The organism is Kitasatospora sp. NPDC004669, assembly GCF_040609455.1.
Classification (GTDB): Bacteria; Actinomycetota; Actinomycetes; order Streptomycetales; family Streptomycetaceae; genus Kitasatospora.
The window spans coordinates 1-13,207 of sequence record NZ_JBEXKB010000129.1 but is presented as its reverse complement, the minus strand read 5'-3'; the positions used below and the strand labels follow the sequence as shown (position 1 = coordinate 13,207).

The 13,207-nt window shown below is 68.8% G+C and carries 13 protein-coding genes and 2 pseudogenes; 6 read left to right on the top strand and 9 right to left on the bottom strand.

The window, feature by feature from the left end:
* Positions 1-107 precede the first annotated feature (107 nt).
* Positions 108-272, top strand: a pseudogene (locus tag ABZW30_RS44780) (repressor LexA); the annotation flags it as partial.
* Between the two features lie 132 nt (positions 273-404).
* On the opposite strand, the gene ABZW30_RS44775 reads toward ABZW30_RS44780, so the two are convergent.
* The 3 genes from ABZW30_RS44775 to ABZW30_RS44765 all read right to left on the bottom strand — a co-directional run bounded on the left by ABZW30_RS44775 (position 405) and on the right by ABZW30_RS44765 (position 3,511).
* Positions 405-974, bottom strand: a complete 570-nt coding sequence (locus ABZW30_RS44775; protein ID WP_355677089.1) for a dienelactone hydrolase family protein — start codon at positions 972-974, stop codon at positions 405-407.
* A 335-nt stretch (positions 975-1,309) separates the two neighbouring features.
* Positions 1,310-2,113, bottom strand: coding sequence for a hypothetical protein (locus ABZW30_RS44770; RefSeq protein WP_355677088.1), 804 nt, complete (start codon positions 2,111-2,113; stop codon positions 1,310-1,312).
* A 435-nt stretch (positions 2,114-2,548) separates the two neighbouring features.
* Positions 2,549-3,511 (bottom strand): hypothetical protein, encoded by a 963-nt coding sequence (locus ABZW30_RS44765; protein WP_355677087.1) that lies wholly within the window; start codon positions 3,509-3,511, stop codon positions 2,549-2,551.
* Between the two features lie 139 nt (positions 3,512-3,650).
* Here ABZW30_RS44765 and ABZW30_RS44760 point away from each other — a divergent pair, with 139 nt between their 5' ends.
* Positions 3,651-4,646, top strand: coding sequence for a transposase (locus ABZW30_RS44760; RefSeq protein WP_355677086.1), 996 nt, complete (start codon positions 3,651-3,653; stop codon positions 4,644-4,646).
* Positions 4,647-4,867: 221 nt separating this feature from the next.
* Here ABZW30_RS44760 and ABZW30_RS44755 read toward each other — a convergent pair whose 3' ends face one another.
* The 3 genes from ABZW30_RS44755 to ABZW30_RS44745 form a co-directional block, all read right to left on the bottom strand.
* On the bottom strand, positions 4,868-5,749 hold the full coding sequence (locus tag ABZW30_RS44755) for a hypothetical protein (RefSeq protein WP_355677085.1): 882 nt from the start codon (positions 5,747-5,749) through the stop codon (positions 4,868-4,870).
* Between the two features lie 19 nt (positions 5,750-5,768).
* Positions 5,769-6,335 carry a hypothetical protein gene (locus ABZW30_RS44750; protein WP_355677084.1) on the bottom strand — a complete coding sequence of 189 codons (567 nt, stop codon included), beginning with the start codon at positions 6,333-6,335 and terminating at the stop codon, positions 5,769-5,771.
* A 315-nt stretch (positions 6,336-6,650) separates the two neighbouring features.
* Positions 6,651-6,854 (bottom strand): cold-shock protein, encoded by a 204-nt coding sequence (locus ABZW30_RS44745; RefSeq protein WP_153465202.1) that lies wholly within the window; start codon positions 6,852-6,854, stop codon positions 6,651-6,653.
* Positions 6,855-7,233: 379 nt separating this feature from the next.
* On the opposite strand from ABZW30_RS44745, the gene ABZW30_RS44740 reads away from it, so the two are divergent.
* The 3 genes from ABZW30_RS44740 to ABZW30_RS44730 all read left to right on the top strand — a co-directional run bounded on the left by ABZW30_RS44740 (position 7,234) and on the right by ABZW30_RS44730 (position 11,478).
* A complete protein-coding gene (locus tag ABZW30_RS44740; protein WP_355677083.1) occupies positions 7,234-7,608 on the top strand; it encodes a hypothetical protein in 375 nt (124 codons plus the stop codon).
* A gap of 86 nt (positions 7,609-7,694) precedes the next feature.
* Complete coding sequence (locus ABZW30_RS44735; protein ID WP_355677090.1) at positions 7,695-9,170, top strand: replication-relaxation family protein; 1,476 nt, start codon at positions 7,695-7,697, stop codon at positions 9,168-9,170.
* Positions 9,171-11,031: 1,861 nt separating this feature from the next.
* Positions 11,032-11,478, top strand: a complete 447-nt coding sequence (locus ABZW30_RS44730) for a hypothetical protein (RefSeq protein WP_355677082.1) — start codon at positions 11,032-11,034, stop codon at positions 11,476-11,478.
* A 1-nt stretch (position 11,479) separates the two neighbouring features.
* Here the strand turns inward: ABZW30_RS44730 and ABZW30_RS44725 are convergent, their stop codons facing one another.
* The gene (locus ABZW30_RS44725) at positions 11,480-11,743 is read right to left on the bottom strand and encodes an ATP-binding protein (RefSeq protein WP_355677081.1); all 264 of its coding nucleotides are present in this window, start codon (positions 11,741-11,743) and stop codon (positions 11,480-11,482) included.
* 29 nt (positions 11,744-11,772) lie between these two features.
* Between ABZW30_RS44725 and ABZW30_RS44720 the strand changes: the two are divergent.
* Positions 11,773-12,032 (top strand): annotated as a pseudogene (locus ABZW30_RS44720) (ATP-binding protein); the annotation flags it as partial.
* Positions 12,033-12,175: 143 nt separating this feature from the next.
* On the opposite strand, the gene ABZW30_RS44715 reads toward ABZW30_RS44720, so the two are convergent.
* Together ABZW30_RS44715 and ABZW30_RS44710 are read right to left on the bottom strand one after the other, a co-directional pair.
* Complete coding sequence (locus tag ABZW30_RS44715; protein WP_355677080.1) at positions 12,176-12,748, bottom strand: SMI1/KNR4 family protein; 573 nt, start codon at positions 12,746-12,748, stop codon at positions 12,176-12,178.
* A 257-nt stretch (positions 12,749-13,005) separates the two neighbouring features.
* On the bottom strand, positions 13,006-13,207 hold a 202-nt coding region (locus ABZW30_RS44710), incomplete at its 5' end, for a hypothetical protein (protein ID WP_355677079.1).

Genomic DNA, 13,207 nt, shown 5'->3' with positions numbered 1-13,207 from the left:
ATCCGGCATCCGGGCAGGTCAGCGAACCCCAAAGCCCGGTGACGGACCCGCAGGACACCGGATACAGTCAACACCCGCACGATCGAGAGGGCACCGTGGCCGACACCGTGACAACCCGCGCCCGCAGCGGTCGGCCCAAGGGCGTGCGCACTGACGCCGAAGGCCTCATCGAGCGCCAGCGCCGGGTGATCGAGGTCATCCGCGACTCCGTCCAGCGCCGCGGCTACCCGCCGTCCATGCGTGAGATCGGCCAGGCCGTCGGCCTGACCAGCGCCGGCGAAGCCACGATCAAGCGACTCAAGCGCGACAACAGCAGGGTCTGGCTGATGCCTGCCGTGAGACAGCCAGCCGGCGCGCCTGTGCCCGGCTGATCGTCATCGGCCGGGCCGCCATCGTGGAACTCCTCACCGTGCGTCGAGGAACTGGATCACACGCTGCGTCAGAAGCGCGGAGGCATCTGGGTCATGTGACGGCAGCGAACTGTCCGCGAACAGGTGCTGGTCTCCGGAGTACAGGAACAGCTTCGCGTCGGTGGAACCGGAGACGAGCGCGCGGGCGGCGTCGAGATCCTCGGCGAAGAACGGATCGGCTTCCTTCGCGTGCACCTGTACTGGTACGCCGTCGGGCCAGGCCGTGCTGAACTCAGAGACCGGGATGCAGGCGGAGAACAGCAGTGCGCCTTGGGCGCCCGGTCGGGTCTGCGCCAGCTTCTGGGCGGGGAGCACCCCGAGGGAGAATCCCCCGTAGACGATCCCCTGCGGCAGGTTCTCGGCCGCGCGGACGCCGCGCTCGATGGTCTCACCGAAGCCGACCTGCCGTGCGTAGTCGACGCCCTCCTCGATGGAGTTGAACGTTTGCCCGTTGAACAGGTCCGGGGTGTGGACGGTGTGGCCGGCTGCACGCAGTTCGTCGGCGAAGCCGACAACGCCAGGCGTCAGCCCCTGCGCGTGGTGAAACAAGACGATCTCTGCCATGCCCGAGCCACTCCCGCCCTCGACGTCGATCGCAGTCCGTTGTGCGAACGATCAGCGAGCCTAGAACACACGTTCGATACATGTCGATTGATGGGGCACTCAGGTTTCACCTGTCGAGTTTCAGGCTCAAGATGACGAAGTCGCACTGGAGTACTAATGTTCCAGCAGGACTTCTCCATTTGCCCTGGTCAGTGGCCTGGTGGTCGGGAGTGTGCGAGGCGTGCGAAGCGGTGGAACAGTCTTGGTTGTGGGCCTTCCCAGGTCGCCAACGGTACGCGCCACCAGGCCTTGCGGCGCACGTTCACCCTGCGCGCGGGTGGGCTGCTCGTGCCCGGTTACAGCGCCGGGCCGGTCGCATCCTCGCAGCGGGTGGCGCACCAGTCGACCAGCAGCAGGTCAAACTCACGCAGCACGGCCGTCAGGCCGGGGACCGCGTCCGGCCCTGGCACAGCCGGGGTCAGGCCCAGCGCGGTCACACGTCCGCTCGGGTCGGTGCAGCCGTAGACCGTGATCTCGCCGACCCGGGCCGCGAAGGAGCCGACGATCCGCCCCTGGGCGTCGCGCAACGCAACGCCGTCGTACCGGCGTGACACCGGCAGTAGTTCGAAGAGCCGCTGCTGGGTCAGCGTGCCGGAGGGCAGCGGCAGTTCCGGGCCGCGGCGCGGGTGCAGCCGGGTGAAGCCCAGGAACGCCGACTCCCCCTCGCCGAGGCTCTGGGAGTGGTGTCGGTAGATCCGGCGGATCTGCTCCAGTTCATCGGCGACTGAGCCGGCACACCCCCGCTCGACCAACTCGGTCTGCCGCCAGTCGTCCTCGTGGATCACGAGATCGTCCGCGGTCGGGTCCGCCGGCGCGAGCGGAGGCAGTTCCTCGAGGATGCTCGGCAGGGTGTAGCCGATCGTGCGCGGGTCCACCTGGTGCACGCGACGCAGCGTCAGCACGAGTCGGCCGGTGGCCCGGAACTCCTGCACCTCGGCGGGCTGGGCGTCGACCACCTCCCACCCCTGTCCGCCGAGGTCCAGCCGCGTGGCGTGCGCGAACGTCTCCGGCAACTGGTTCACCGGCATCTCGGAGCGGGCGAACGGCTTCCCGTTCTCCGCGTCCACCAGCACAAGCTCGATCACGGTCTTGTCAGACATGCGCGGATGCTACCGCGCCCGGGCGAACGTGACTTCGAGCCTGTTGGACCTCGTGAACCTCACAGCGGCCGGGATTCGCCGTCTGTCGGCAGCTCGCCCCCGCCGCCATCGCCCTGGCCACCTCGGCCACCGGCTACCTGCTCACCCTCACCGCACTGACGCTCACCGCCATCACCGCGCCGAACCCCGCCCGCCGCGAAGCCCGCACCATCCTCGCCCTGCTGCTCAACCGCAGGCCCTGACCGCCGGCGGCGCCGACCCCACCGTTTGAATCGTGGCGGCTGGAGGATGCGATCGTGGGGTGTGTCGAAGACCGTACAGACCCCTGCTGGCCTCAGCACTCTTCACCGGGCTGGGCTACCAGCAGGTCTTCGACCGGTTGTGCGCCGGGCTGGCGGGTCTGACGCTGCGTGGGCAGCTGGCCGCGCAAGCCCCTCAGCCGTGTTTTTGCTTGACGAGTACGGTGAAAATACTGACCGCAAGCGGGGCCAGAACGAGAAACGTGTTCGACAGCCGCTTCATGAGTCCGACGTCGAGCCCGAGGAGCTCCGTCAACCGCGCCCGTCCCTGGGTCCAGTCGTCATCCGGCATGCCTGTTGTCGGTGTTGGATAGACGGTGTCAACCAGCTGGTGCGCGCAGCCGCGCCAGGACAGGAGCATGGGCACGTATACCAAGGCGAAGGCGATGGTGAGGAACAAGCCTACGAGCAGCATCATCCACAGCGGGAATGCACCGGCGACACTTCCCTTGTCCACTTCGACGACTACTGCCAGAGCACGCACTCCGTCGATCGTGAGCACTCCTACGGACAGGGCGCCGCTGAGTGCGGCCAACGCGGCCAGCGAGTATTGCCAGAGCCTACGCAACTCATCGATCCGGTCACCTGGCGAGCCAAGCGTGTCGGCCCTTCGGAGCAGTCTTCGTAGTTGACGCAGTCGGTCAGCCACAAGCCAGATGGTGATGACGGCCGGCGCGCCGGCGGCGAGCCCAACGGCGAGGACTACCTTGACGCGCACTTCGAAGTCGGTGCTCAGCGCCGGACGAGGGACTCCGGCCACCTGGAGGGGGCTGGCGATCAGCGCAGCATACGCCAGGTAGATCACGAACAGTCCCCGCACGGGGATCGCGGGCGGGTCCGGGGTGAACAGGCCACGAAGCTGCCGCACTGTGCCCAACAGGCTTACCCCGATGGCGACCCAGATCGCGAAGGCGATCCCCACCCAGACGCTCCAGGAGCGATATGCGTCAGAGAAGTTGGAGCCGGCGAGGTTGGAGAAGTAGCCGGAGTTGGATTCGAAAAGCATGTATCCCCCCGCCGCCGGGGGCAGGACCAAGAGCGAAGAGACAGCCGGTGACGTCGCCCAGGGCCGCGGCGACAGCCACGTCTTCCAGTTCATCGCACCACCTGTCGAACTACGGGGCCGCCACTGCCTCGGTCAACCTGATCCGCTGCCGCACTCTCGTGTGTGCTTCATAGGTGTGCAACAGCGTTCATGACCAACGGCCAGGCCCCCACACCGACACGCTGCCGAGTGGATGGCTCTACCCTTATGGATCTTCAGGCTGGGGCGTGCCCGGGCGGGCCACTTCCTGAGCCTGGCAGACCGTGTACGAGCGCCACTGCCGCTGGTCGGCCGACGGCACCTGGTCGAAGATCCTGCGTGCCGTGCAGGCCGGCGCCGATGCCACCGCGCGGGACTCGAACGGCTTGTGGGCGGTCAACGCCGACTCCACGACATGCCGTGCCCACCCGCACGCGGCCGGGGCCCGGCACCGGTCCCCGGCCGACCACCCCGAAAAGGGGGCGGCGCGCGTGTGGACGCAGAGGGCCGTGAGGTCCTGGGACGCTCTCGGGGCGGGCTGACCAGCAAGGTCCACCTGCTGGCAGACGACCGCTGCCGACCCCTGGTCTGGCTGACTTCGCCCGGCCGGCGCGGAGACAGCCCGATGTTCATTCCACTCATGCAGGCCTTGAACGTGGCCCGCACCGGAACCGGGCGCCCCCGCACCCGGCCCGACCGGGCTCGCGGAGACAAGGCCTACTCCAGTCGCGCCAACCGCGCCTACCTGCGCAAACGCGGTATCGAAGCAACGATCGCCCAGCCGGACGACCAACGTGCCAACCGCCGCCGACGCGGACGGGCCGTCGACGTAGGCGGCCAGGTCGTACGCCAGCTCCTCGGCCAGCTGCCCGTCACCGCCCGGGACGACCTCCCGGCCGGCGGCCTGCTCGACGGCGTCGGCGGCCCGCTCCAGCACCGCACGGTGCCGCTCCTCCGTCTGCCGGGCCGCGAGCTCGCGCACCCACCCGGCCGCCACGCGGCCTGCCTCGCCCGCATCGGCGAGCACCTCGTTCACCGCGTGCTGCTGTTCCCGCTGCTCCTGGTCCTCGTCCTCGGCCGCTGGCTCGCCACCACCGGCAGGACGGTCACGTTCGTCATGACCGGTGAACCTCACCACCCCCATCAAGGTCACGTCCAGCCGGTGAGTTCTCCTCGGCACCCGGTGAGTTCCGCCCCGCAAGGCCGGTGAATTTCGCCCCGTCAAACTCCCCACCGCACCCATGAGGGCCGGGCCTGTCAATTGGCAGGCTGGTGCACCCGTGGAGGTGTGGTGCCCTCTTGGGGCTGTTCTCCGGGCCGTCCCGGCGGTTGTTCGGGTTGGTCGCCCAGCCGGCCGCCGACCATCACCCCGCCGGGCCCGGCCGTGACGCGCGCCTCGTAGAGCGCAGCGGCGGGCGCGAGCGAGGGAGCTCAGTTGGGATGGAAGGAAACGCGGATGTTCGGGTCCGCGGCGGTCATCAGCACGTAACTCTTTGCGGTCCAGTTCTCCGGGATGATGAACATCCGGCTGCCGGACTGTGCCAGCAGCCGCAAGCCCTCGTAGCGGTATCGGAACTGCTGTTTGGGGCCGTCCGCTGGCAGCTCCGTCTCCCGAACTCCCGGGCTATCGAAGTAGAGGCGCTCGATGGTGTCGACCCGCAGCGCTGGCCGGAGCGACAGATGGTGGGCGAGGTAGTCGGCGTCGCTGCGACCGTGCATCTTGGCGGCCACGTGGGAGGCCCAGAAGGAGGCGAGAAGTACCAGCGCGCCGACGAGGATCAGTGCCACCAGTTCCTGATGGATTGGATAGGTGCGGCCCGAGCTGCGAACGGCGAACACTCGCCCGCAGGCGGCCAGCAGCAGTCCCCCTCCGAGGAGTATCGGCGTCGCTAGCTCGCTGGCCGGCCAGATCTGGAATCCGCCGAGCAGGCCGCGCGCGAAAAGGACGGCTCCGGCGGCGATCAGCGTGTACGACCCGTAGCGGACGGCATCGCGCAGGGCGTGACCTTCACCGGCGGTCTCAGCCACGCGCGATGGCTGACCTACGGAACCTGACAGATAGTAGCCGAACAACAGCAGCAGGCCGCCGGCCAGGGCGACGAACCCGGGGATGAACAGCGCGCTCGCGCTGCGCAGCAGATAGTCCTGGGTCGAGAATCCCAGGGTCGCGGCGTCGATGCCGAACTGTTCGTACATTGCGTCGGTGTAGCTGAAGCCGAAAAAGTACAGCAGTGCCCCGATGTAGGTGGTCGGGGCGAGGACCGAGGCGAGGGTGCCCACCCATCCTGCGCTCGGTGTGGTGCTCTCGTTCACCGCCGTGCTCCTGGCGGCCTCAGGGGGTGGGGGAAGGCGAGTTCCCTGCCGGCCCCGTCGGCGCGCTGGTGTCGGTGACCGGGGTCTTCCGTTGGTCGATCAGGTGTCCCTGTTGGTCGTTCAGCTTCACACACACGGTGTGTGTGCTGATTGGCTGCTTCTCGGTGTCCGGGTTGAAGTTGAAGTCGAGCGCTTGTGAGCCCTTCGGGGGTACGTTGACCGGCTGGGACGGAGGGGTGGCCTTCTGGGTGTGCTTGTCGTCGGTGCAGTCGGCCACGCTGACGGTGCCGACGAAGGCTGCAGTGGCCGAGGAGTTGTCGACGTTCAGGTGGAGGTCATCGGGCCAGGTGCCGGAGAAGTTGTCGGAGAGCCGACCTGCAGTGTTAAACCCGCCGCCACCACTGCCACTGCTGCTGGCCTTGGATCCGCCGCCGGCTCCTCCGCCGCCAGTGCCGGTGCTCCCCGTGGACCCGCCACTTCCGGTGCTGCTTGCCGCAGTCGCTGCTCCGGTGTCCGTCCCTGTTTCCGTGTTGTGCCCCGGCTCGGGCGTCGACTTCATCGACGAGCAGCCGAGCAGGACGCCCAACGCCACGAACACGGTGACAGCCGTCGTGAAGATCCTGGTACTTGCACGATCCATCCCGCCATCCTGCCGAGTCGCCTGCGCAGCCGCCCGTTACTGCAGCCGCCTTCCGGCCAGATCGACCCGTACGGAGCAGAGTAGGCACGCGCCCGGCACCGATCGCCTCAAGGACCGCCGGGCCGCGTTCGGCGAGTTCAAGGCCCACACCGGCGAGGACGGCGAGGAGTGCGGTTTCCTCTGCAACGCTCGGCTCCTGTCAGAAGGAATCGGCGCCCCGCGCGTGGATCCGTGCGGGGCGCCCGCTTGTGCGCTCGGGGGTCAGGCGGGGCGGATGTTCTCCGCCTGCGGGCCCTTCTGGCCTTGCACGATGTCGAAGGTCACCTTCTGGCCCTCCTGGAGTTCGCGGAAGCCCTGGGTCGCAATGTTCGAGTAGTGGGCGAAGACGTCGGGACCGCCGCCGTCCTGCTCGATGAAACCGAAGCCCTTTTCAGCGTTGAACCACTTCACAGTGCCGGTAGCCATGCGCTTCTCCCTCGGGGGAACTGATCGGGTCCCGCGATTGCGGGCCCGGAGGTGATCGCCTTGGTCCGGAGAGGCGCTGAACAGCAAAAACGCCCACGACATGTAACCGCGGGCGAGAACTTCGGAACCACGACTGCTTGATCAAAACGTTACACCGCAGGGGATCCCGCGGCCAGGGAGCCGGGAAAGTGTCGCAGCGGCGTGGCCGTTGCGCCCACACACGCGCCTTGGCCGACGTCGTGCCGCCAGCCGCTGTGCGCGGGGCTGAGACTCCCCGCTGCCCAGGTGCGGCAGGCATGGCACCGGTAGACCCTGGGAGAGGAACCGACCACGGAGGAGAGCGATGACCGGTGCCGGCCCCTCACGGGGACCGAGTGCGATGGTGCACATGTCGATCGCCGGTGCGCTACCCGTGGCGAACGTGGTCGCCGACGCGGTAGGCCAGTCGTTCAGGCTGATCGCTGTCCCGAGTCCCGGCACAGCCGGGGACTATGTCTCACCCGCCGATCAGGTGGTCCGCACCCGCTGGCAGGTGGACACGTCGGCACCGATCACCGAACCCGCCACATGGCCGGTTGCCCTCGCACATGCTGGCGCTGGCCCGGTGAAAGTGGAGCTCGGCGGTCGAGCCGATGCCGTAGCCAAGGTCGCGGCGCTGATCCGCGACCGTTTCCGTGCCGGACCGCCGGCGGGGGTTTCACAGGCGTTCGAAGTGTGGCCCGAGAGTCCACCGCCCGCCACAGGCCAGGCGTGAGCGCGGCAGCACGCGCCTAGCCAGCCCGGCCGGGCCGCACCACGTACCGGCGCGGCACCGACAACCCGGGCGGCTCGACCACCGCGCTGCGCGCCGACGTCCTCGCCGCCCTCGGCGTCCTCAAGGTCGCCACCGCCCATCAGCTCCAGCGCCTGCTGCGCCCGAAGGCGGTGTCGAACAAGGCGGTCCGGCAGGCGCTCGGCGACCTCGCGCTGCACGGCCTGGTTGCCTCGGACGGCAACACCAAGGAACGACACAAGACGTGGCGGTTGGAGGGTGCGGCCGGGCTGGACGCGGCCGCTTCGGTGCTCGGGATGGTCCGCCCGGAGATGGGTGGAACGGCTCGGGGCGCCGGCCGCTCGGGTGCGCAGCACGCGATGGCGGTGAACGAGACGGTGCTCGCCTTCGTCCTCGGCGGCACCGCGCTCGGGGCCGCGGGCGGTCTCGGCACCATGCGGTCCTGGTCGACCGAGACCGAGTTCGTGCTGCCCGGCGGGAAGCGCAAGGTGCGCCCGGACGGCGTGTGGCAGGCCCCGGAGATCGGCGTGCCGGTCCTGATGGTCGAGGTCGACCGCTCCACCATGGCCCCCGCCCCGGGTCGCCGCGAAGTTCACCGCCTACCGCGAGCTGTTCCGCGTCAAGGTCCGCGACAACGACCCGGCCCGTGCGGGCGAGGAGAGTGGGCGGAGGTAGCGCAGCGGACGCCAGTCCAGAAGGTGCTGTCGTACCGATCACGGTGCACGTCGCTTCGGGTTGCTCTACGCCGGCGGGACAGTGGGAAGCTGCTCCGCATGACTCCTTGGGGTGGGGATGTGGCTGCGGTCCAGGCGCTGGTGTCGCGGCTGGAGCAGGATCCGCTGTTTGTGATGTCGTTGGGCAGCAAGGAACTTTTCCATTCGAACCTGCTGGCGTGGTTGATGCAGCGGTTCCCTGTCGTCGCAGAGGCGGTCACTGCCGCGCCGGGTGCGGTGCGGGTGGCGCGGGAAGCGTCGCACACCGATCTGCTGGTCGAGGGCGAGGGGCGTCGTCGGCCGCTCGTTGCGGAGAACAAGGTCTTCTCGCTGCCGGACGAGACGCAGTTGGCGAAGATCGCGGACTCGTTCGCTCCTCAGGATCCCGAGCTGCTGTCGCTGACGGAGCCCCTGTGGGACGCGGGCGTCTGGGAGTCCGGGCCGGGGCAGGTTTGGCGGTGGATGGGTTACGAGGAGCTCGCGTCACGGCTCCGGCCGGTGGTGGGCTTGGTGCGGGGCGAGGACGCCTATGTGGCCGACACCATGGAGCGGTGGCTCGACATGGTCCGGGTGCTGGGGGAATTGGCCGCGTTGGTGGGGCGCCCCGCCGCAGATGAGGCGCTCATGCTGCCCAGCGAGCTGCGGGCGGTGCTGGACCGAGTGCGGCTCGATCCGGGGGTCCAGAAGATGCGGTTCTTCCACGTCGCGGCACAGTTGCGGGCTCGGGGTGTGGAGACGTATGTGGGGCTGAGCAACCGTACGGCGTTGATCCAGCCACTCGTAGAAGGGCCGGAGGGCATCACGTTCGGCTGGCAGCTGCAGGGACCGTAGTTCCGGCTGGCCCTCATTGTTCCGGACGCCCATCCCGGAGATGGGACATCGAAGAGGCACTTGGAGGCGCGGTTCGCGGAGGCGCGGCGGTGGCCGGGGTTCTTCGAGTTCGGCCCGATTGAAGGCAGCAGGCCAGTAGTGCCTGCGGATCCGGATGAATTCCGCAGGTACAACCCGAATTTCCTGTACCGATATGCACCGGTGCCGCAGCTGACGGTCGGGCAGGCGGTAGAGCTCGGCGTGGAGTACACGGCGCGAACGGAGCGGTGGTGCGCTGACCAAGAAGGAACCGGGCCCGCCCCCTGAGGGCAGGCCTGGTGGTGCGGGTACGCGGGCAAGGTCCGCGTGCCACAGCTCCGCGCAACCTCGAGGGCGATCGCACGGCCGGGTGCTGCGTCGACCAAAGCGAGACTCACATCAAGGTCATCCCCGGGTCTTCCTGGTACAGACGACTCGCCCGAACCCAACCGCCATCCCTCCCAAACCCTCCGGCCCACCCCGGACGCCTCACAGCCCACCCCGCGGCCCCCCCCGAACAGGCCGCCGACGCCATCGCCGCGCTGCGCCCCGGGCTGCTGCCTTGGTGGCCGGCGCCGCCTGGCGTGCTTTCGGGAGGTGCCTCCGCTGTCCGGGCCGGAGTTGCTGCTGCGCCTGCGTCCCGGCCGGGTCTGCTGCGCCGCCGTCCCGGCCGGGTCTGCTGTGTCGTCGTTCGGGCGGCCTGGCCGGCGTTCTGCCCCTGCCCGCCCCGTTGCGCCACCGCCACACCGCCCGTGGCGGGCAGCGCCGGCCCGCTGCGCCTGATCGCAGGCCCCGGGCGGTGTGGCCACCCAGGTGGCCTCCTGGCCAGCGCCGCGCTGGATACAGTGGCCGCCGCCACGATGTAGACGAGGGGGGACGATGTGAAGCGATGGCAACGCGGTGCGGTGACCGCTTGGGTGGTGTTGGTGGTCGGGGGCTGCGCCGTGACCGTCCTTCTCGGCGGCACGGCCGATGATCCACCGCCAGCGGGCCCGGCGGCCGTTCAGACACCACCTGTCAAGCGGGTCCCGCCCCTTCCCTGCCCGACCAATGCCGTCTGTGCTGTATCGATCGCCCCGGGCGGTTGACCAGACATCGGACGGTCCGCCCAGTACCTTCATCGGGGCCCGCCTACAGCGCGCGCCTGCTGCGCCGCCGTTCCGGCCTGGCCGGGTCCGCGTCCTGCTCGGGCCGGGCCCGTGTGCTGCCTCTGCTGGCCTTGCTGCGCCCCCGGGCCCGCCCGCGCTGTGACGCTGCTGGGTGGCCGTCAGGCCCGGCACGGTGTGGGGGGCGGCACGTCCGCGGTACCTGCTGGCCCGCCGGCGTCCGGCCGCGCTGTGCGGCGGCGTACCGGGGCTACGATCGGGAACGTGCTTGGGGCTGTTCCCGTCATAGGTGCATGAAGAAGCCTTGGCTGCTCGGCGTGCTGCTGGTCTTCGCCGTACTGGTTGCCGCTCTCGTGCCTGTGCTTGTGAACCTGTACTCGGGGGCGGGGCATGCAAAGTGTCATGCCATCGTGGTCGAGCCGGACGGGACTTACAGGCGGCTCTGCCCCTGACCTTCGGGGTGATGTGCGGCCGGGGAGCCGACGTCAGGATCCGCCTCGCCGGGCCAGGCGCCGGTGCCTGGCAGTCCCCCGGGCCGCGGGTTGCTCGGGTGGTGGCTGCCGCGTCGGTGCCGCTGTCCGCTGGGCGCTGGCTGTTCTGGACGTGCTCGGGGGCTGGATGGTGTTGGGCTTGTCCGGGGCGTCAACGCTCTTGGAAACCTGACCCCCTGGTGTGGTTGTCAGCAAGTGCCCTGGTTGTCGGCAGGGCTGTCAGCCGTGGGTGCCAGAATCGTCGGCATGCCGCTGTGCGATTACTTCTCCGCCGCCGACGATCACACTGCTGTCGCTGTCCTCCAGACGCCGGGAGGGCCGGGTCAGGCGGGCCTCGACGTGGTCTTCCTCAAGAACATCGACCCGGTCGTCGCGATCGCCCAGCTCGAAGCCATCATGACGAGCTGCAGCTATGAGGAGGCGAGCGAACGTCCGCGGTCCGGGCAACTGCTGTCCGACCCGGAGGACGACGGGGCGTTCGTGGTCAGCCTGACGGATACCTTGACCGCTGCCCTTGCCTCGGCATCGCAGGACGACCTCGTCCGTTTCGCCGAGCCGTGGTCGAAGACCGACGAGCTCCGGCAGATCGGGGTCAATGTCGAGGTCACGGCCGATGTCCTGGAAGCTCTGGCCGGTCTGGCCCAGCGTGCTCAGGCTTCCGACCAGCGGCTGTATTGCTGGTGGGCGCTGTGACTCACCGGCGTCCGGCGCCGTTGTCCTTGTTCAGCAGTTCGCGTCGCTGACGAGTGCGGTAGGAGTCGCCGGTCAAGGTGAGGACCTCCGCGTGGTGGACCAGGCGATCGATCATCGCGGCCGCGACGACGTCATCGGAGAAGGTCTCTCCCCACCGCCCGAAGGGCAGGTTCGAGGTCACCATCACCGAGCCTTGCTCGTAACGCGAGGCTATGAGCTGGAAGAACAGGTTCGCCGCGTCCTGGTCGAACGGGATGTAGCCCACCTCGTCCAGCTATGCGGATATCGGCATAGCTGGACGACATCGGCCTGCTGCCCGTCTCACCGGACGCCGCCGAGGGCTTCTACCGGCTGGTCGATGCAGCCTACGAGCGACGGGCGCTGGCCGTGAGTTCGAATCTGCACCCGTCGGGCTTCGACGAGATCATGCCGAAGACGCTGGCGACCGCGACCGTCGACCGGCTCATGCACCACGCCCACACGTCGTCACTCAGGGTGACAGCTTCCGGCTCACCCAGGCCACCTCCGGCCAGGGGGTGAAGCCCTTCAGCTGACCCGAGCACCATCCACGGCGGGGAGATAACTGGCCGCCGTTGGGGAAGACTCCGTGGCCGCCAGCGGGGAGAACTCATGGCCGTCTACGGGGAGAACTTCAAGGCCATTGACAGAATACCTACCTCCTGGGCGGGCCTCGTCCTCAGTCCTTCAGCATCACCAACGGCAGGCCACTGTCGCTCCACGCGCCGCCCGTCTCGTCGACCTGGTAGCGGTCGGCCTCCAGGTCAGCGGCAAAGCCCTCCAGGAACTCCCGCAGACCGGCGGTCTCGTACCGGGCCCGCCAGCCCTCGTGCGACCAGTCGATGACCTGACCACGACGCTCGGGAGTGGGCGGATCCAGATCGATGCAGATCACGTCACCATTGCCGATCCCGATGAAGGGGATCCACCCGGCGGACCAGGAGATGTCCCGGCGGATCACGCCGTCCTCCTCCCGCTCGTCCCAAGGCGGGTCTCCGGCGTCAACGGCCCGCTCACGCCAGTCGTCCGCCATCTCGCCGAGCGAGTAGAGCGCGGCGTGCCAGCCGATCAGGACCCCCGGCAGACCGTCGTGGCAGCGGTAGGAGTCCCTGACATCCTCCGGAAGCTCCACCCCCATCACGGCCTCCACTGCCGCGATCTCCTCCTCGGTGGCACCGGGCGGCATCGCGGCCAGCACCCTCGGGGCGATCCGCCCGAGCACGGTCTCGATCCGCGCCCATATCTCCTGCATCGAGAATCCCCTCCGTCGTCACGAGGGCCAGAACCTAGCACCGGCCACTGACGATTGCCCGGGCAACCGTCTCCTCCGCGTCGGTCATATGGACCGCCGAAAGATCACCCGACCGGGAACCCCCGTTCGACCGCCAGGCGAACCGATCGGTACGACAACGGCTTCTTACACTGTCACCGTCGCACAACGTGAGGGATCATGTGGGTATCGTGAATGAAACACCGCGAAGGCCGCGGCGCCATCTCGTGCTCCGCGGATCACTGATTGCCGCGCTCGTCCTGCAGGCAGCTGCGCTCGTCTCCCAGCACATGCAGATCGATGATCTGCGGGGTCGGCGCGTTGCCGATCTGCAGGCGGCGCACACCCCCGAGTTCGACAGTCGGCGGGCACACGATCATGACGGATTGTGGTTGTGACCTGCGGGAACGGGCGTGAGGTGCCGGCGGGGGCGTGTGTCCA

What these genes read in the sequence shown, in the direction of transcription:
- ABZW30_RS44775 (WP_355677089.1), bottom strand. Translation starts at nt 974, where the DNA reads ATGGCAGAGATCGTCTTGTTTCACCACGCGCAGGGGCTGACGCCTGGC.
- ABZW30_RS44765 (WP_355677087.1), bottom strand. Translation starts at nt 3,511, where the DNA reads ATGAACTGGAAGACGTGGCTGTCGCCGCGGCCCTGGGCGACGTCACCG.
- ABZW30_RS44715 (WP_355677080.1), bottom strand. Translation starts at nt 12,748, where the DNA reads ATGCAGGAGATATGGGCGCGGATCGAGACCGTGCTCGGGCGGATCGCC.
- ABZW30_RS44730 (WP_355677082.1), top strand. Translation starts at nt 11,032, where the DNA reads ATGCCGCTGTGCGATTACTTCTCCGCCGCCGACGATCACACTGCTGTC.
- ABZW30_RS44745 (WP_153465202.1), bottom strand. Translation starts at nt 6,854, where the DNA reads ATGGCTACCGGCACTGTGAAGTGGTTCAACGCTGAAAAGGGCTTCGGT.
- ABZW30_RS44760 (WP_355677086.1), top strand. Translation starts at nt 3,651, where the DNA reads ATGGCTCTACCCTTATGGATCTTCAGGCTGGGGCGTGCCCGGGCGGGC.
- ABZW30_RS44770 (WP_355677088.1), bottom strand. Translation starts at nt 2,113, where the DNA reads ATGTCTGACAAGACCGTGATCGAGCTTGTGCTGGTGGACGCGGAGAAC.
- ABZW30_RS44740 (WP_355677083.1), top strand. Translation starts at nt 7,234, where the DNA reads ATGGTGCACATGTCGATCGCCGGTGCGCTACCCGTGGCGAACGTGGTC.